The sequence below is a fragment of the Citrobacter sp. TBCP-5362 genome (genome assembly GCF_005406305.1).
GTDB classification, from domain to species: domain Bacteria; phylum Pseudomonadota; class Gammaproteobacteria; order Enterobacterales; family Enterobacteriaceae; genus Citrobacter_B; species Citrobacter_B koseri.
In genome coordinates this window covers 702,155-718,865 of sequence record NZ_CP040234.1, presented here as the reverse complement: position 1 = coordinate 718,865, position 16,711 = coordinate 702,155, and the positions used below count along the sequence as shown (strand labels likewise).

Here is a 16,711-nt window from a genome sequence, read left to right as displayed (position 1 = left end):
GGTTATTCTCCCCGTGAGTCAGCGTTATCTTTCTTCTGCTGACGCCCCAGTTCACGTACCGCCATCACGCTGACACCGGCAACCAGCCCAACCACGCCGCCAAGCAGCCCGACGGCGCCTGTGGAAATGTGGCCGCCCTCTTTCAGGTTGACATCCGGCTTCTCGGAACGCGGGGTTTGATTTTCCACATGGGCGAGTTGGTGGATGCCTTTATGAAAGCCAACGCCTTCCTCGTTACAACCGTAGCAGGGGTGCCCAATCGCCACCGGCCACACGCCGCCGACATCGCAGAACTGCAACGTCGAACAGTTGCCGTAGGTTTCAGGCCCTTTACAGCCCAGATGGTAGAGGCACCAGCCTTCACGGTGGCCTTCATCGCCGAACTCTTTGGCGAAGCGACCGGCGTCAAAATGCGGGCGGCGTTCGCAGTGTTCGTGAATCAGACGGCCATAGGCGAAGGTTGGACGGTTTTTGGCATCCAGCTTCGGCGGTTTACCGTAAGTGATGATGTGGGCAACCGTTGCCAGGAAGTTATGCGGGTTCGGCGGGCAGCCCGGGATATTGATAACGGTTTTGCCCGGCAGGACTTCCTGCAACCCGACGGCGCCGGTCGGGTTTACGCCAGCGGCAGCGACGCCGCCCCACGCGGAACAGGAGCCGATCGCGATAATCGCCGCTGCGCCTTCCGCCGCCTTGCGGATGTGATCCACAATCGGCTCGCCGGCAACCATGCAGTAAATACCGTTATCTTTTAATGGGATGGAACCATCGACAACCAACACATACTGCCCTTTATACTTCTCCAGAGCGTTATGCTTGTTCTCTTCAACCTGATGGCCGAAGGCGGCAGAGAGGACCTCGTGGTACTCCAGAGAGATCGTTTCCAGAACAAGGTTTTCTACCGTTGGGTGGGTCGCGCGAAGGAGCGATTCGGTACATCCCGTACATTCCTGAGCGCCGATCCAGACGACGGGCGGGCGCTGCGGACGGGAAACCGATTCGGCCATTTCTGCGGCGGCTTTGCTACTGAGCCCCATAGTTGCGGCCAGTGCTGCACAAAGCTTCATGAAATCACGACGATTAACGCCGTGAGAAGTGATGAGAGTATTATCTCCAGTCATTTTATTGTTATTCCGTTGCAAAGACCTGGCTCTATTTTGCACCGTTCACAAATAACTTATTGCGATCGGCGCGCCATTTACCACACTTTCTTTATGGTTATTGAACCATGATACTTTGACGGAACAACAAAACGAAGGAGTAAGACAATAGTGTAATTAATTAAACCGGGGTAATACCCCCTTCGGATCAATTTTCGAGACGATAACCCGCCATAAAGAACCGGATAGTCGTATTCGATTGATTCTCCCGAAAGAAGTCCATCACCATATCTTTGTCCAGGCCATAACGGCGCGTCAGAATCCCCGCTTCCCAGGCGCTTAATTGTCGATCGCCGGTTTTTTCAAACATGCGATGCGAAAATCCTAATACGAATCCGCGCTTATAATCAGAACAAAAACCCGCCACGTTACGCGCGCTATCGGCACACGTTGCGTTTAATCCGGCCATCAGGCCCTTACCAAAATGATTGTCCATGATACCTCCAATCGCTATATAACAAATTATATAGCGATTTTTTAAGCGAACGCCAGAGGTATCACATACTTTTTTTTACCGGATCAGAAGGCGACCCATTCATCGCCTGACTTCGCGGCAGACGCCCCGCGCGGACTGGCTGGAGAGACCGTTTTCGCCGGGCTGATTTGCGCGTCATTATGAGAAAGGCGGAACTGTTGCACAGAGCGTTGCAGCTCTTCCGTTTGCCGTTCCAGCGCCGCCGCTGCCGCAGAAACTTGCTCCACCAGCGCGGCGTTTTGTTGGGTCACGCTGTCCATCTGGGTTATCGCCACGCCAACCTGAGAGATCCCTTTGCTTTGTTCCTCAGAAGCGGCAGCGATCTGCTTCATGATGGTGGTGACTTCAGTTACTCCGCGCAGAATGGCCTCCATTGTCGCGCCCGTCTCCTGCACCAGCTGCGCACCCTGCTCGACACGACGCACGGATTCAGCGATCAGCGTTTCAATCTCTTTGGCGGCCCCGGCGCTACGGCTGGCCAGATTACGCACTTCACCGGCGACGACCGCAAACCCACGCCCTTGTTCACCGGCTCTGGCGGCTTCAACGGCGGCGTTCAGCGCCAGAATATTGGTCTGGAAGGCAATACTGTTGATGACATTCGTAATTTCGGCGATCTGTCTGGAGCTGGCTGAAATACCGTCCATCGTCTCGACCACCTCAGAAACCAGCGTGCCGCCTTTTCCAGCCGTCGCGGAAGCGGCATCAGCAAGCTGACTGGCCTGGCGCGCATTATCCGCATTCAATTTCACCGTCGCGGTGAGCTGTTCCATGCTTGCAGCGGTCTCTTCCAGCGCCGCCGCCTGCTCTTCCGTACGGGAAGAGAGATCGTTATTGCCGCTGGAGATCTCTGTCGCGCCGCGCCAGATATTGTCACTGCCTGAACGAATCGAGCTGACCGCTTCCCGCAGACTATCCTGCATCGCGCTCAGTAACGGCACCAGACGACCGACACAGTTACGGCCAAACTCTTCAATCGGCTGGCTCAGATCGCCTTGCGCAATCTGGCGGAACTGTTGGCGAATGCGCGCCAGCGGTTTCACTAACATCGTGACCAGGTAACGGTCGGTAAAGAAGAGAATCACAATTCCCAGAATAACGGCAGTGATAATCAGGGTGCGGATAATTGACGTTTTGCCGTCCACCATCACGCGGGTGCTGTCCAGCATCGTGCCGGCCGCGCTGTTAAAACGTTCTGCGCTGGCGCCGAAGGCGCGGCTCAGGGCGGGGGTGACATTATTCGCCTGTTCTGCGAATTCGGTGAGCGTACCCTGCTGCGCCAGTTGCATCTGCGGCGCGACGCCCTTATCAAGCAACGCCTGCCAGTTTGCCAATACCGCAGCGGCGATCTCCGGGTCCATCGGCCCTGGAGAGAGCGTTTTCATCTCTTCCAGCTTTTTGCTCATATTGTCCAGCGCCTGCTGTACTGGTACAAAATCGGGCGTACCGCCGCCGATTTTAACGTCCATCGCACGGCTTAAACGCGTGACAAAACGAAAATACTGATCGTTCCCCTGACTTAGCACCGTCATCTGACGCACAATATGACGATCGATATCATTCCCTTCCGCCACTTTAGATAATGCATGGACGCTGAATAAACCAACGCCCGACCAAAGAAGACAGAAGAGCCCCAATATTGTCAGCATGACAATACGAATAGTGAAGTTTTGCAGCAAACGCATAAGAATTTCCTTGCCGTACTTGAGGGATTCGCCATCAGGCGACACTTATACTCGTTATCGGCAGAGAATGCAGAATATATACTTTCTTTATTGTTTTTTTACTTAACTAAGTATACGAATCATCGTCAGCACGCTATTCCTGTGAATGCTTATAAAGCATAACGGCATTATTATGCCGCAAAGCAATATGCCGCACCTGAAATAATCGTTTGTTTTTCATTGTAAATATTTCTCAAACCAGGCCAGAGTGCGCGCCCAGGCCAGATCCGCTGCGGCCTTATCATAGCGGGGAGTCGAATCATTATGAAAACCATGATTCACCCCAGGATAGATATACGCTTCATAAACTTTATTATTCGCCTTCAGCGCCGTTTCGTAGGCAGGCCAGCCTTCATTAATTGAGGTATCTAACTCGGCGTAATGTAATAATAAAGGCGCATTAATTTTAGGTACATCTGACGCCGGAGCCTGACGACCATAAAAAGGAACGGCGCACGCCAGTTCTGGATAGGCCACCGCCGCCGCATTTGATACGCCGCCGCCATAGCAGAATCCCGTAATAGCCACTTTTCCGCTGGCCGCCGGATGACGCTGCATAAACTCAATCGCGGCAAAGAAATCATTCATTAATTTTGTGGGATCAACCTGCTGCTGTAATTCCCGGCCCTTATCGTCATTACCGGGGTATCCGCCTACCGAGCTTAATCCATCAGGCGCCAGCGCAATATAACCTGCTTTCGCCACGCGTCGTGCGACATCCTCAATATAGGGATTCAGCCCCCTGTTCTCGTGTACGACCACGACCGCAGGCGTTTTCCCCGTCGCCTTCGCCGGTTTCACCAGATAGCCGCGCACCTCGCCATGCCCGTTCGGTGACGGATACGTAATGTATTCCGGCAAAATGTCCGGGTCGGTAAAGTCCACCTGCACCGCCAGCGCGTAATTCGGCTTCAGGAGATTAAACAGCGCAAGCGCGGTCACGCCGCCGACGGCATACTTTGCCGCGAGGTTAAGAAACTCGCGTTTAGAGATTTTTCCATGTGCATAGTAGTCATAGTAATCGAGCAACTCCTGCGGAAAGTCTTTGGCAGTCAGACGCGGCATAGTTTCACTCCTGAATTGATGTTTTTTTAAGCAAAGCATAACGACGTGTTTTTGCCCAATTTTTCGCATCAATGTGACCTGACGAACGGGATAAACCCCGCTGAGCCGCTAGAATAGAAACGTTGTTTTGAAATTCACTTTCTCTAAGGAGATGACATGGCCTGGTTAGCCAACCCCGAACGTTATGAGCAGATGCTTTATCGCTACTGCGGTAAAAGCGGTTTGCGTTTACCCGCGCTATCGCTGGGTTTGTGGCACAGTTTCGGCCACGTTCAGGCGCTGGATTCACAGCGTGCGCTGCTGCGTAAAGCCTTTGATTCAGGCATCACCCATTTTGATTTAGCCAATAACTACGGCCCGCCGCCGGGAAGCGCAGAAGAGAACTTTGGCCGTTTGCTGCGGGAAGATTTTGCGCCGTATCGCGATGAGCTGATCATTTCCACCAAAGCGGGTTATGACATGTGGCCTGGGCCATACGGCTCCGGCGGGTCGCGTAAGTACCTGCTCGCCAGCCTCGATCAGAGCCTGAAGCGGATGGGGCTGGACTATGTCGATATCTTCTATTCCCACCGTGTCGATGAAAACACGCCAATGGAAGAGACCGCATCCGCGCTGGCGCAGGCGGTACAAAGCGGTAAGGCGCTTTACGTCGGCATCTCCTCCTATTCGCCTGAGCGAACTCAACGAATGGCGGAACTGCTGCGCGAATGGAAAATCCCGCTGCTGATTCATCAGCCGTCCTACAATCTGCTCAACCGCTGGGTGGATAAAAGCGGCCTACTGGATACGCTGGCGGCCAACGGCATGGGTTGCATTGCGTTCACACCGCTGGCTCAGGGATTGTTAACCGGAAAATACTTAAACGGTATCCCGGAAGGTTCACGTATGCAGCGTGAAGGGAAAAAAGTTCGCGGTCTGACGGAGAATATGCTGACGGAAGCGAATCTGAACAGCCTGCGTTTACTCAATGAGATGGCGCAACGTCGCGGCCAGTCAATGGCGCAGATGGCGCTTAGCTGGCTGTTGAAAGATAATCGCGTGACGTCGGTGCTGATCGGCGCCAGTCGACCAGAGCAGTTGGAAGAAAATGTGCAGGCGTTGTCGAACCTGACATTCAGCGCTGATGAGTTAGCGCAAATCGATAAACATGTCGCGGACGGCGAGCTGAACCTCTGGCAAGCCTCATCGGATAAATAACGCTTTCGGGCACGCGCGCCGGGTGGCGGTTCCGCCTTACCCGGCCAACGTCAGGCGCGTTTATTAAACCTCTTCCGGTTTGATTAGCGGCCGCTGATATTCAGGCCACACCAGAGCAACCAGGGAGGGATACGCCTCCAGGCTAAATTCCCGGAAACATTGCCGCAAGTTAAGCACATCCAGATCGGAATGCGGAACCTTTTCCCCGTTCAGACAACGCTTTTTAATGTTGTCATAATATTTATAGACCGCAGAGTTGAGATCGCTGCAACGGCGCTGCGCATCAAATAACCCCGGCGTGCCGTTTAGCTCCGCCATCGTCATCCGCTTTATCGTTGCGTGAAGAAAATCAATATATTCGTGATTGACTCGCCAGTACCATACCGGTGTAATAGTATTCATGAGCGACGAAAAATGATCTTCGCCCTCCTCTTTGGACAAGGGTTCCGCTTGATTTACTGGATTAGACGCCTCAGCAGAGCGCTGTTTATTAAATTCGTGCATCAAGAAAAGCACGCCGCCAGTGAGTAATAGCAGAGTGATAATAGAATAAAAAATGCTGTTCATATGCCGACTCCATTTTTTTTGATTTTAAAATTACACCATGCTATTGTCAACGAGACCTGCCTTATAAAAAACAATATACTATTGATAGTAAAGGACATTCCAACATGCTTCCCGAGCATCTTGTGCCGACTCGTTTTCATTTATCTGCCTCGCCAGGCGATGCTGAGACCGTAGAAAATAGTGAAAATTTGACTCAGGGAAAGAAAACGCTGAGCGATTACGAGCCAGATATTTTAATTAGCGCCACACCGACTGGTCAATCTAAAAACATGTTACTTGAAGAACGTGACCGTCATTTAAAAGACCGGCTTTATCGCGTAGCTAAAATTGAGACGTTTGCTCGTCTTATTAATAGCCTACAGGCGGAAGGCGATGTTGATGCTCAGGCATTAAGTAAAATTCTGGCAGATGCCACAACAAAAATAAACGATCACGGCAATGAAATTTGGCTTAATCTCATAACCAGAGAGAAAAACTCTCCCGTTTTTTATTCTCTGGAAGAGAAATAATATGAAAGACGTTGAAGATAATAATGTTTATTTAGCTTTAGATAATAATAAAAGCGATGAATTTATCTTAAAGCAAAATCTTAAAGCGCTTATCGCCAATAAAAACGCGACCCTCGAACAGGTGGCGCAGGAGATCGTGTCGATTCCCGCCGCGTTAGTGCGGCTGAAATGGCAAAATCGCCGTGAAATCTATGCGCTCCAGGTCAAAGAAGAGATCTACGGTTCGGTTATCAATACGATTATTGAGCAACATCCCGAGATGCGGGACAAAATCATGGCGCGCCTGGAGAGCACATATCAACACTTACTGGCGCGAGAAACGGCGACCCTGCGCCTGACCCGTAAGCTATCCGATGGCGATTACCGAACGACCAATATCACCACCGTCGCGCTGAATGAAAAACGTTTTCCCACGACGAAGTAATCTGGCGAATCAGCAATCCAGCGATACCGCATCATACAGGCCTGGTAAGCGCAGCGCCATCAGGCAATAAAAAAGCCGGGTACGGCTTGCGCCCTACCCGGCCTGTCTGTCTGCCCATCAGCAACAACGATTACTTCGCTTTCGCGACCTCTTCACCCACGAGACCAATTTTCAGGTAACCCGCCTGGTGCAGCGTATCCATCACTTTCATCATTGTTTCATAATCAACGGTTTTATCCGCACGGAAGAAGATCGTCGTGTCTTTCTTCCCTTCGGTTAACGCGTTCAGCTCACCAATCATGGTTTCATCCGTTACCTGATCGTTGCCGATAAACATGCTGTTGTCGGCCTTCACGGACAGATAAACCGGTTTTTCCGGGCGCGGCTGCGGGGTGCTGGTGGACGCAGGAAGATTCACCTTCACGTCCACCGTTGCCAGCGGCGCGGCCACCATAAAGATAATCAGCAGAACCAGCATGACGTCGATAAACGGCGTCACGTTGATTTCATGCATTTCACCGTTATCGTCCAGATTTTCATTAAGACGCATTGCCATGGAACATTATCCTACACGTAATTTCTGCGCGGTACGTACCGGCTGAGCGGAAGCGCTCGCGTTCAGATCCAGATCGCGGCTTTGCAGTAGCAGAATCTGTGCCGCCACGTCGCCCAGCGTCGCTTTGTAGCTGCCGATCTGACGTGCGAAAATGTTGTAAATCACGACCGCAGGAATTGCCGCGACCAGGCCGATCGCCGTAGCCAGCAACGCTTCCGCGATACCCGGCGCGACAACCGCGAGGTTGGTGGTCTGGGTTTGCGCGATGCCGATGAAGCTGTTCATGATGCCCCATACCGTACCAAACAGACCGACAAACGGAGAGATGGCGCCGATGGTCGCCAGGTAGCCATTGCCGCGTCCCATATGACGGCCAACCGCCGCTACGCGACGCTCCAGGCGGAACCCGGTACGCTCTTTAATACCTTCGTTGTCTTCACTGCCTTCCGACAGTTCCAGCTCGTTCTGCGCTTCATAGAGCAACTGTGAGCTTAAACTTTTCGCCGCGAATGCGGAGGCAATATTGCTGGCCTGGTCTAAAGAACGCGCTTCAGCCAGCTGCTGTTGTTCACGCTTGAGCCGACGCTTCTGCGTAAAGAACTCAAGACTCTTACTGAAGAAGATAGCCCAGGTGACTACTGACGCCAGAATCAGACCAATCATCACGCACTTAACCACGATGTCGGCGTGCTGATACATACCCCAGACGGAGAGATCCGTCTGCATCAAATTATTACCCACTCTGTATCTCCAGGACGCAAATCACAAATTCTGAGCGTAATAATATCAAAACGACGTCGAATTGATAGTCGTTCTCATTACTATTTACATAGTGCCGCACCTTTGGTTTCTTTTCCTTGCGCTTACGCAGTAAAAAAGTCACCAGATGTCATTTTGAGAAAATTTTCTGCTTTATGCCGATTCTTCAGGATGCGTCACTCATCATTCATGATAGTTTAGACATCCAGACGTATAAAAATGGGTACTCCAACATGGCAGAAAAACATCTTGAAACCAAACTGGTGAGCGCAGGACGCAGCAAAAAATACACGCAGGGATCGGTGAACAGCGTCATTCAGCGCGCCTCCTCGCTGGTATTTGACACCGTAGAAGCCAAAAAGCACGCCACCCGCAACCGCGCCAATGGCGAGCTTTTCTATGGCCGTCGCGGAACGCTAACCCATTTTTCGCTACAGGAAGCCATGTGCGAACTGGAAGGCGGCGCCGGATGCGCGCTCTTCCCCTGCGGCGCGGCGGCTGTCGCCAACACGATTCTGGCCTTTGTGGAACAGGGCGATCACGTCCTGATGACCAACACCGCTTACGAACCCAGTCAGGATTTTTGCACCAAAGTTCTCGCCAGACTCGGCGTGACGACCGGCTGGTTTGATCCGCTGGTCGGCGCGGATATCGTGAAGCATATTCAGCCCAATACGAAAGTAGTGTTTCTCGAATCTCCTGGCTCCATCACGATGGAAGTGCATGACATCCCGGCGATTGTCGGCGCGGTAAGACGCGTTGCGCCAGACGCCGTCATTATGATTGATAACACCTGGGCGGCGGGCGTGCTGTTTAAGGCGCTGGATTTCGGGATCGATATCTCCATCCAGGCAGGAACGAAATACCTGATTGGTCACTCGGATGCGATGGTCGGCACGGCCGTGTCTAATGCGCGTTGTTGGGAGCAATTACGCGAAAACGCCTATCTGATGGGGCAAATGCTGGACGCAGATACCGCTTATATGACCAGCCGTGGGCTACGTACGCTGGGCGTGCGCTTACGCCAGCATCATGAAAGCAGCCTGAAAGTCGCCGAGTGGCTGGCGAATCACCCTCAGGTCGCCCGCGTTAATCATCCCGCCCTTCCTGGCAGCAAAGGCCACGAATTCTGGAAGCGCGATTTCACGGGCAGCAGCGGGTTGTTCTCGTTTGTGCTGAATAAAAGGCTGAGCAATGAGGCGCTTTCCGCTTATCTGGATAATTTCAGCTTGTTCAGCATGGCCTACTCCTGGGGCGGCTTTGAATCCTTAATTCTGCCTAACCAGCCGGAACATATCGCCGCCATTCGTCCCGAAGGCGACGTTGATTTCACCGGCACGCTGATCCGTTTGCACATCGGTTTAGAGAATGTTGACGATCTGATTGCAGATTTAGCCGCAGGATTCACGCGTATTGTGTAAAGTTTCCGGTCATGGACAGAATTGCAGACACTCCGGGCAGAAAAGTCTGCATTTGTTGCGTCCGGGATCAAGGCATCCCGGGCAATTCAGGAGTACAATAGCCCCATAAACGCGGTTCCACAGGAAAGTCCATGGCTGTCATTCAAGATATTATCGCTGCGCTCTGGCAACACGATTTTGCCGCGCTGGCGGACCCACACGTTGTTAGCGTTGTCTACTTTGTGATGTTTGCCACGCTATTTTTAGAAAATGGCCTGCTCCCGGCCTCTTTTTTACCCGGAGACAGCCTGCTCTTACTGGCAGGCGCGCTGGTTGCACAAGGTGTCATGGACTTTGTCCCCACGATCCTTATTCTGACGACAGCCGCCAGTCTCGGCTGCTGGCTGAGCTATATTCAGGGGCGCTGGCTGGGAAATACGCAAACGGTGAAAGGCTGGCTGGCGCAGCTTCCCGTTAAATACCATCAGCGCGCGACCTGTATGTTCGACCGGCACGGCCTGCTGGCGCTGCTTGCCGGGCGCTTTCTGGCGTTTGTGCGCACCCTGCTGCCCACAATGGCGGGGATTTCAGGGTTGTCCAGCCGCCGGTTTCAGTTTTTTAACTGGTTGAGCGGGCTGCTGTGGGTCGGCGTGGTGACCAGTTTCGGCTACGCGCTCAGCATGATCCCATTCGTGAAACGTCATGAAGATCAGGTGATGACGTTTTTGATGATCCTGCCGATTGCCCTGCTGGCCGCCGGTTTGATCGGCACATTATTCGTCGTGATCAAGAAGAAGTATTGCAGCGCCTGATTTGCTGATTGCCGGATGGCGCTCACGCTTATCCGGCTTACACATGATTAGCTTCCCTGCATCATTCTCATTCGTGCCGCATCCTCCCCCGGCGTTACGCCAAAATAGCGTTTGAACTCCCGACTGAACTGCGACGCGCTCTCGTAGCCGACGCGCATCGCAGCGGCGCTGGCTTTCATCCCGTCGTGAATGATCATCATCCGCGCTTTATGCAGACGATAGGTTTTCAGGTACTGCAACGGCGAGGTACTGGTAACGGATTTAAAATTATGATGGAACGCCGAGACACTCATGTTGGCTTCCGCCGCCAGTTGCTCAACGTTCAGGTTCTCGGTGTATTTGGTTTCAATCCGCTTCAGCACCCGGCTAATCAGGCTGAAATGGGTCTGGCGGCTGACCAGCGCCAGCAGCGCGCCGCCACGCGGCCCCATCAGAACGTGATACAGAATTTCGCGAATAATCTGTTTCCCCAGAATACGCGCATCCAGCGGCCTTTCCATCACATCTAACAGGCGTTCCGCCGCACAAAGAATGTCATCCGACAGCGTGGCGGAGTTAATCCCGCTTGCCGCCATCGACGGTTGAAACAGATCGTCCTCGCCAATGTCCATCAGCAACTCCTGCAATTGCAGGATATCAACATTCAGACGAATCCCCGCAAGCGGTACTTCCGGCGTCGCATAAGTTTCACATTCAAAGGGTAAAGGTACTGTCAGCAGCAGATATTCATTGGCATCGTACTGAAATACGCGTTCATTGATATAACCGATCTTATGCCCCGAAAAGAGAAATATGATGCCAGGCTGATACATCACAGGCGTGCGCAACCCCGGCTCCGTGCCGTAGAGCAAACGCACGTCTGGCAGGCAGTCATTCAGGTTATTTTGATTGTTTATCAGCTGCTTAATTTTATCTGTCAGCAACAGGCAGATGGCTTCACGGTTCATGGCGCGCTTTTTTCTCATCGGTTTACGACGCGTTGATTGTGCGCAAATTTATCTTTTTTCTCCAGCGCTCTGGAGAAATGGGCAAGACATTGGCAGAAATGAGCATTGAGAGGAAGGCGGCTGGCGACCACAATGTTCACCATCAGGCAGACATTCGCCTGCCCACTTTTTTACCCACATAAGGGAACGAGCAATGAACAACTTTAATCTGCATACCCCAACCCGCATTCTGTTTGGTAAAGGCGCGATTGCCGATCTGCGCGATCAAATCCCTCAGGGCGCCCGCGTATTGATCACCTACGGCGGCGGCAGCGTGAAAAAGACCGGCGTACTGGATCAGGTACATGACGCGCTGAAAGGTCTGGACGTGCTGGAATTTGGCGGCATCGAGCCAAACCCGTCTTATGAAACGCTGATGAACGCCGTCAACATTGTACGTGATGAGAAAGTGACGTTCCTGCTGGCGGTCGGCGGCGGTTCCGTGCTGGATGGCACTAAATTTATCGCGGCGGCGGCGCAATATGACGAAGGCGTGGACCCGTGGCGCATTCTGGAAACCCGTGGCAACGACGTGAAAAGCGCCGTACCGATGGGATCGGTGCTGACGTTGCCGGCAACGGGTTCAGAATCTAACTCCGGGGCGGTGATTTCCCGTAAAACCACCGGCGATAAGCTGGCCTTTATGACACCGTTCGTCCAACCCGTGTTTGCGGTGCTCGATCCGGTTTATACCTACACCCTGCCGCCGCGCCAGGTTGCTAACGGCGTTGTGGATGCATTCGTTCACACCGTTGAGCAGTATGTCACTTATCCGGTTGACGGAAAAATTCAGGATCGCTTTGCCGAAGGTATCCTGCTGACGCTTGTCGAAGAAGGCCCGAAAGCGCTGAAAGAGCCGGAAAACTACGATGTCCGCGCCAACGTAATGTGGGCGGCCACTCAGGCGCTGAACGGTTTGATCGGCGCGGGCGTCCCGCAGGACTGGGCAACGCATATGCTGGGTCATGAGCTGACGGCGATGCACGGCCTTGATCACGCGCAGACGCTGGCTATCGTCCTGCCTGCGCTGTGGAATGAAAAACGCGATACCAAACGCGCCAAACTGTTGCAGTACGCAGAGCGAGTCTGGAATATCACCGACGGTTCCGACGATGCGCGTATTGATGCCGCCATCGCCGCCACCCGCCGCTTCTTTGAGCAAATGGGCGTACCGACTCGCCTGTCTGATTACGGTCTGGACGGCAGTTCCATTCCGGCATTACTGGCAAAACTGGAAGCGCACGGCGGCACAAATCTGGGTGAACATCAGGACATTACGCTGGATGTCAGCCGTCGGATTTACGAAGCGGCTCGCTAAGGTTTTTTCGCCTCTGGCTTTCGTTTTTGGACATTTCGTCCAGACTTAAGTCACACAACCTCACCGGAGTTTGCTCCGGTGAGATCGCATAAAGGAGGAACGCATGGCTAATCCAACCGTTATCAAGCTACAGGATGGCAACGTAATGCCACAACTGGGCCTGGGAGTCTGGAAGGCAAGCAACGAGGAAGCAATTTCCGCCATTCATAAGGCGCTGGAAGTGGGATATCGCTCCATTGATACCGCTGCGGCGTACAAAAATGAAGAAGGCGTCGGAAAAGCGTTAAAAGATGCCGGTATCGACCGGGAAGAGCTGTTTATTACCACCAAACTGTGGAATGACGATCAGAAACGCCCTCGAGAAGCCTTGCAGGAAAGCCTGGATAAGCTCCAGTTGGATCACCTCGATCTCTATCTGATGCACTGGCCCGTTCCGGCTATCGACCATTATGTTGACGCCTGGGAAGGGATGATTGAACTGCAAAGAGAGGGGCTGGTGAAAAGCATCGGCGTGTGTAACTTCCAGGTAAACCACCTCCAGCGTCTGATCGATGAAACCGGCGTTACACCGGTGATCAACCAGATCGAATTGCATCCGCTGATGCAACAGCGTCAGCTGCATGCCTGGAATGCGACGCACAAGATCCAGACCGAGTCCTGGAGCCCGCTGGCGCAAGGCGGCGCAGGCGTTTTCGATCAGAAAATCATTCGCGATCTGGCGGATAAATACGGTAAATCTCCGGCGCAAATTGTGATCCGCTGGCATCTGGATAACGGGCTGGTGGTGATCCCTAAATCCGTCACCCCTTCACGTATTGCGGAAAACTTCGACGTCTGGGATTTCCGTCTCGACAAAGACGAATTAAGCGAAGTGGCCAAACTTGACCAGGGTAAACGCCTGGGGCCGGACCCGGATCAGTTCGGCGGCTAACCTTCCTTTCCGGCCCGACATTTATGTCGGGCTTTTTGACTACCAGGCGGGTTTGGTAGAAAGTGTTGAGTCGGTACGCGACGCGAATTGTGAACTCAGCAACGGAGAAAAGGAATGAGCTGTATTTTTTGCCAAATCGTTGAGGGTAAAGCCCCCTGCCATAAGATCTGGGAAGACGAGCATCATCTGGCCTTCCTCTCCATCTTCCCGAACACCGACGGTTTTACGGTGGTGATCCCGAAGAAGCATTATCCCAGCTATGCGTTCGACTTGCCGCCGCAGGCGCTGGCCGATCTGATGCTTGCCACCCAAAAAGTGGCGAAAAAGCTGGATAACGCCTTCCCGGACGTGGGACGTACGGGAATGTTTTTTGAAGGATTTGGCGTGGATCATGTGCACAGCAAGCTCAGCCCGATGCACGGCACCGCTAACCTGAACGAATGGAAGCCTATTGAATCGCGGCAGGCGAAATTCTTTGAACAGTACGAAGGCTATTTGTCATCGCATGACCACGAGCGAGCGGATGACGAAAAACTGGCAGCGCTGGCCGCCAGAATTCGTGAAGCGAACGCGTAATCCGTCCGTTTGCCGGATAGCGGTGCAGGCACCTTATCCGGCAAACAGCTAACGGGTTTAACGTCCGGCTACCTTGCTGCGTTTTTTATTGCTTGCAGGCGTCTGACGCTGATGCGCCACTGGCGTATGCTTAGTCAACGCCGGGCGCGTATTGCGGTTCTGACGACGGGCTTCACGCATCTCGTCCAGCGTAGGCGCCGGAACCAGACACTCGCGACGACTGCCAATCAGATGCTTTTTCCCCATCTCTTCCAGCGCCTGGCGAATCAGCGGCCAGTTCGCCGGATCGTGGTAACGCAGCAGCGCTTTATGCAGACGACGCTGTTTGTCGCCTCTCGGCACCACCACGTCTTCACTCTTATAGCCAATTTTACCCAGCGGGTTTTTCCCGGTGTAATACATGGTCGTCGAGTTCGCCAGCGGCGACGGATAGAAGTTCTGCACCTGATCCAGACGGAAGCGATGGCGTTTCAACCACAGCGCCAGATTCACCATATCTTCGTCCCGCGTACCGGGGTGCGCAGAGATAAAATACGGGATCAGGTACTGCTCTTTCCCGGCCTGTTTTGAGTAAAGATCGAACAGTTCTTTGAAGCGATCATAGCTGCCCATGCCCGGCTTCATCATCTTCGACAGCGGCCCTTCTTCGGTATGCTCCGGCGCAATCTTCAGATAGCCGCCCACATGATGGCTCGCCAGCTCTTTGATATAACGCGGATCTTCAACGGCAATGTCGTAACGCACGCCGGAGGCGATCAGGATCTTCTTGATGCCTTTCAGATCGCGGGCGCGGCGATAGAGGTTGATCGTCGGCTCATGGTTGGTATCCATATGCGAGCAGATATCCGGGTACACGCACGACAGGCGGCGGCAGGTTTGTTCCGCGCGCGGCGACTTACAGCGCAGCATATACATGTTGGCCGTCGGCCCGCCGAGATCGGAAATCACGCCGGTAAAGCCCGGTACGGTATCGCGGATCGCTTCGATCTCATTGATGATCGAATCTTCTGAACGGCTCTGAATAATGCGGCCTTCGTGTTCGGTAATCGAACAGAACGAGCAGCCGCCGAAACACCCGCGCATGATGTTAATCGAGAAGCGGATCATTTCGTAAGCCGGAATGCGGCTGTCACCGTATGCCGGATGCGGCACGCGCTTATACGGCAGCGCAAAAACGCTGTCCATCTCTTCGGTAGAGAGCGGAATGGCGGGCGGGTTGATCCAGATATAGCGATCGCCATGCTTTTGCATCAGCGCACGCGCGCAGCCAGGGTTGGTTTCGTGATGCAGAATACGCGACGCGTGCGCATACAGCACCTTATCGCCCTTCACCTTCTCAAAGGACGGCAGCAGCACGTAGGTTTTCTCCCACGGCTTCGGACGCGGCGGCTGAACGGTCACGGCTTTGGCTTCCTGCTTTTTCGGCACAACCGGTTTGTTATCCGCGCACGGCAGATCTTCACCATACGGATGGGGGATCGGATCAATTTTCCCTGGCGTATCCAGACGCGTGGAATCAACCCCACTCCAGCCCGGCAGGGCTTCTTTAACAATAATCGCGGTGTTACGCACATCGCGGATCTGGCCGATCGGCTCCCCCATTGCCAGGCGGTGCGCAACTTCAACCAGCGGGCGCTCGCCGTTGCCGAACATCAGCATATCGGCTTTCGCATCCACCAGCACCGAGCGGCGTACGGTATCAGACCAGTAATCATAGTGCGCGGTACGACGCAGACTGGCTTCAATACCGCCGAGGATCACCGGCACGTCTTTCCAGGCCTCTTTACAGCGCTGGGTATAGACCAGCGTCGCACGATCCGGGCGCTTCCCCGCCACGTTATCCGGCGTATAGGCGTCGTCATGGCGCAGTCGGCGATCGGCGGTATAACGGTTGATCATCGAGTCCATGTTGCCCGCAGTGACGCCGAAAAACAGATTCGGTTTCCCCAGACGCATAAAGTCATCTTTGCTGTTCCAGTCCGGCTGGGCAATGATGCCGACACGGAAACCCTGCGCTTCCAGCATACGACCGCAAATCGCCATCCCAAAGCTCGGATGATCGACATACGCATCACCGGTAACCAGAATAATGTCGCAGCTATCCCAGCCAAGTTGATCCATTTCGTCGCGTGACATCGGCAAAAAAGGCGCGGGACCAAAACAGGCCGCCCAGTATTGAGGCCAGGAGAAAAGATCTCTGTCTGGCTGGATCAGGGATATTGCGCTCATAATGCTTCCAAAAAATGGTAAAA

The 16,711-nt window shown here is 53.5% G+C and carries 17 protein-coding genes; 8 read left to right on the top strand and 9 right to left on the bottom strand.

Annotation, left to right across the window (positions count from 1 at the left end; genetic code table 11):
- Positions 1 to 2 precede the first annotated feature (2 nt).
- The 4 genes from hybO to yghX all read right to left on the bottom strand — a co-directional run bounded on the left by hybO (position 3) and on the right by yghX (position 4,424).
- Complete coding sequence (gene hybO / locus FD428_RS03465) at positions 3 to 1,121, bottom strand: hydrogenase 2 small subunit (protein ID WP_047461202.1); 1,119 nt, start codon at positions 1,119 to 1,121, stop codon at positions 3 to 5.
- Positions 1,122 to 1,308: 187 nt separating this feature from the next.
- Entirely contained in the window at positions 1,309 to 1,596 is a 288-nt protein-coding gene (locus FD428_RS03460; protein WP_012135131.1) for a DUF2623 family protein, read from the bottom strand.
- An 83-nt stretch (positions 1,597 to 1,679) separates the two neighbouring features.
- Complete coding sequence (locus tag FD428_RS03455; protein ID WP_024130951.1) at positions 1,680 to 3,320, bottom strand: methyl-accepting chemotaxis protein; 1,641 nt, start codon at positions 3,318 to 3,320, stop codon at positions 1,680 to 1,682.
- A gap of 216 nt (positions 3,321 to 3,536) precedes the next feature.
- Positions 3,537 to 4,424 carry a YghX family hydrolase gene (gene yghX, locus FD428_RS03450; protein ID WP_123907422.1) on the bottom strand — a complete coding sequence of 296 codons (888 nt, stop codon included), beginning with the start codon at positions 4,422 to 4,424 and terminating at the stop codon, positions 3,537 to 3,539.
- A 156-nt stretch (positions 4,425 to 4,580) separates the two neighbouring features.
- Between yghX and FD428_RS03445 the strand changes: the two genes are divergently transcribed.
- Positions 4,581 to 5,621, top strand: coding sequence for an aldo/keto reductase (locus FD428_RS03445; RefSeq protein ID WP_012135135.1), 1,041 nt, complete (start codon positions 4,581 to 4,583; stop codon positions 5,619 to 5,621).
- A 63-nt stretch (positions 5,622 to 5,684) separates the two neighbouring features.
- Here FD428_RS03445 and FD428_RS03440 read toward each other — a convergent pair whose 3' ends face one another.
- On the bottom strand, positions 5,685 to 6,188 hold the full coding sequence (locus FD428_RS03440; RefSeq protein WP_012135136.1) for an ESA_00282 family adhesion-associated protein: 504 nt from the start codon (positions 6,186 to 6,188) through the stop codon (positions 5,685 to 5,687).
- Positions 6,189 to 6,292: 104 nt separating this feature from the next.
- Here FD428_RS03440 and FD428_RS03435 point away from each other — a divergent pair, with 104 nt between their 5' ends.
- Both FD428_RS03435 and FD428_RS03430 read left to right on the top strand, forming a co-directional pair.
- Positions 6,293 to 6,697, top strand: a complete 405-nt coding sequence (locus FD428_RS03435) for a hypothetical protein (RefSeq protein WP_012135137.1) — start codon at positions 6,293 to 6,295, stop codon at positions 6,695 to 6,697.
- A gap of 1 nt (position 6,698) precedes the next feature.
- Complete coding sequence (locus tag FD428_RS03430; RefSeq protein ID WP_047461188.1) at positions 6,699 to 7,121, top strand: hypothetical protein; 423 nt, start codon at positions 6,699 to 6,701, stop codon at positions 7,119 to 7,121.
- 130 nt (positions 7,122 to 7,251) lie between these two features.
- Here the strand turns inward: FD428_RS03430 and exbD are convergent, their stop codons facing one another.
- Together exbD and exbB are read right to left on the bottom strand one after the other, a co-directional pair.
- Positions 7,252 to 7,677, bottom strand: coding sequence for a TonB system transport protein ExbD (gene exbD, locus FD428_RS03425; RefSeq protein ID WP_012135139.1), 426 nt, complete (start codon positions 7,675 to 7,677; stop codon positions 7,252 to 7,254).
- 6 nt (positions 7,678 to 7,683) lie between these two features.
- The gene (gene exbB, locus FD428_RS03420; RefSeq protein WP_024130953.1) at positions 7,684 to 8,418 is read right to left on the bottom strand and encodes a tol-pal system-associated acyl-CoA thioesterase; all 735 of its coding nucleotides are present in this window, start codon (positions 8,416 to 8,418) and stop codon (positions 7,684 to 7,686) included.
- Positions 8,419 to 8,669: 251 nt separating this feature from the next.
- Between exbB and metC the strand changes: the two genes are divergently transcribed.
- A complete protein-coding gene (gene metC, locus FD428_RS03415) occupies positions 8,670 to 9,857 on the top strand; it encodes a cystathionine beta-lyase (RefSeq protein ID WP_114848386.1) in 1,188 nt (395 codons plus the stop codon).
- Between the two features lie 131 nt (positions 9,858 to 9,988).
- Entirely contained in the window at positions 9,989 to 10,648 is a 660-nt protein-coding gene (gene yghB / locus FD428_RS03410; RefSeq protein WP_012135142.1) for a DedA family general envelope maintenance protein YghB, read from the top strand.
- Between the two features lie 47 nt (positions 10,649 to 10,695).
- Here yghB and FD428_RS03405 read toward each other — a convergent pair whose 3' ends face one another.
- Positions 10,696 to 11,595 carry an AraC family transcriptional regulator gene (locus FD428_RS03405; protein ID WP_137675730.1) on the bottom strand — a complete coding sequence of 300 codons (900 nt, stop codon included), beginning with the start codon at positions 11,593 to 11,595 and terminating at the stop codon, positions 10,696 to 10,698.
- A 193-nt stretch (positions 11,596 to 11,788) separates the two neighbouring features.
- Here FD428_RS03405 and yqhD point away from each other — a divergent pair, with 193 nt between their 5' ends.
- From yqhD to FD428_RS03390, 3 genes are all read left to right on the top strand, one after another.
- On the top strand, positions 11,789 to 12,952 hold the full coding sequence (yqhD, locus tag FD428_RS03400) for an alcohol dehydrogenase (RefSeq protein ID WP_012135145.1): 1,164 nt from the start codon (positions 11,789 to 11,791) through the stop codon (positions 12,950 to 12,952).
- Between the two features lie 103 nt (positions 12,953 to 13,055).
- Positions 13,056 to 13,883, top strand: a complete 828-nt coding sequence (dkgA, locus tag FD428_RS03395; protein ID WP_012135146.1) for a 2,5-didehydrogluconate reductase DkgA — start codon at positions 13,056 to 13,058, stop codon at positions 13,881 to 13,883.
- Positions 13,884 to 13,997: 114 nt separating this feature from the next.
- Positions 13,998 to 14,459 (top strand): HIT family protein, encoded by a 462-nt coding sequence (locus FD428_RS03390; RefSeq protein ID WP_049009960.1) that lies wholly within the window; start codon positions 13,998 to 14,000, stop codon positions 14,457 to 14,459.
- 57 nt (positions 14,460 to 14,516) lie between these two features.
- Here FD428_RS03390 and FD428_RS03385 read toward each other — a convergent pair whose 3' ends face one another.
- Complete coding sequence (locus FD428_RS03385) at positions 14,517 to 16,688, bottom strand: YgiQ family radical SAM protein (protein ID WP_114848338.1); 2,172 nt, start codon at positions 16,686 to 16,688, stop codon at positions 14,517 to 14,519.
- Positions 16,689 to 16,711: the final 23 nt, after the last annotated feature.

Bases quoted from the DNA above. Each gene is read 5' to 3' on its own strand.
- FD428_RS03390 (WP_049009960.1), top strand. From the start codon at position 13,998: ATGAGCTGTATTTTTTGCCAAATCGTTGAGGGTAAAGCCCCCTGCCAT.
- FD428_RS03430 (WP_047461188.1), top strand. From the start codon at position 6,699: ATGAAAGACGTTGAAGATAATAATGTTTATTTAGCTTTAGATAATAAT.
- FD428_RS03460 (WP_012135131.1), bottom strand. From the start codon at position 1,596: ATGGACAATCATTTTGGTAAGGGCCTGATGGCCGGATTAAACGCAACG.
- FD428_RS03435 (WP_012135137.1), top strand. From the start codon at position 6,293: ATGCTTCCCGAGCATCTTGTGCCGACTCGTTTTCATTTATCTGCCTCG.
- FD428_RS03455 (WP_024130951.1), bottom strand. From the start codon at position 3,320: ATGCGTTTGCTGCAAAACTTCACTATTCGTATTGTCATGCTGACAATA.
- yghB (WP_012135142.1), top strand. From the start codon at position 9,989: ATGGCTGTCATTCAAGATATTATCGCTGCGCTCTGGCAACACGATTTT.
- FD428_RS03385 (WP_114848338.1), bottom strand. From the start codon at position 16,688: ATGAGCGCAATATCCCTGATCCAGCCAGACAGAGATCTTTTCTCCTGG.
- FD428_RS03445 (WP_012135135.1), top strand. From the start codon at position 4,581: ATGGCCTGGTTAGCCAACCCCGAACGTTATGAGCAGATGCTTTATCGC.
- metC (WP_114848386.1), top strand. From the start codon at position 8,670: ATGGCAGAAAAACATCTTGAAACCAAACTGGTGAGCGCAGGACGCAGC.
- dkgA (WP_012135146.1), top strand. From the start codon at position 13,056: ATGGCTAATCCAACCGTTATCAAGCTACAGGATGGCAACGTAATGCCA.
- exbD (WP_012135139.1), bottom strand. From the start codon at position 7,677: ATGGCAATGCGTCTTAATGAAAATCTGGACGATAACGGTGAAATGCAT.
- yqhD (WP_012135145.1), top strand. From the start codon at position 11,789: ATGAACAACTTTAATCTGCATACCCCAACCCGCATTCTGTTTGGTAAA.
- FD428_RS03440 (WP_012135136.1), bottom strand. From the start codon at position 6,188: ATGAACAGCATTTTTTATTCTATTATCACTCTGCTATTACTCACTGGC.
- FD428_RS03405 (WP_137675730.1), bottom strand. From the start codon at position 11,595: ATGAACCGTGAAGCCATCTGCCTGTTGCTGACAGATAAAATTAAGCAG.
- hybO (WP_047461202.1), bottom strand. From the start codon at position 1,121: ATGACTGGAGATAATACTCTCATCACTTCTCACGGCGTTAATCGTCGT.
- yghX (WP_123907422.1), bottom strand. From the start codon at position 4,424: ATGCCGCGTCTGACTGCCAAAGACTTTCCGCAGGAGTTGCTCGATTAC.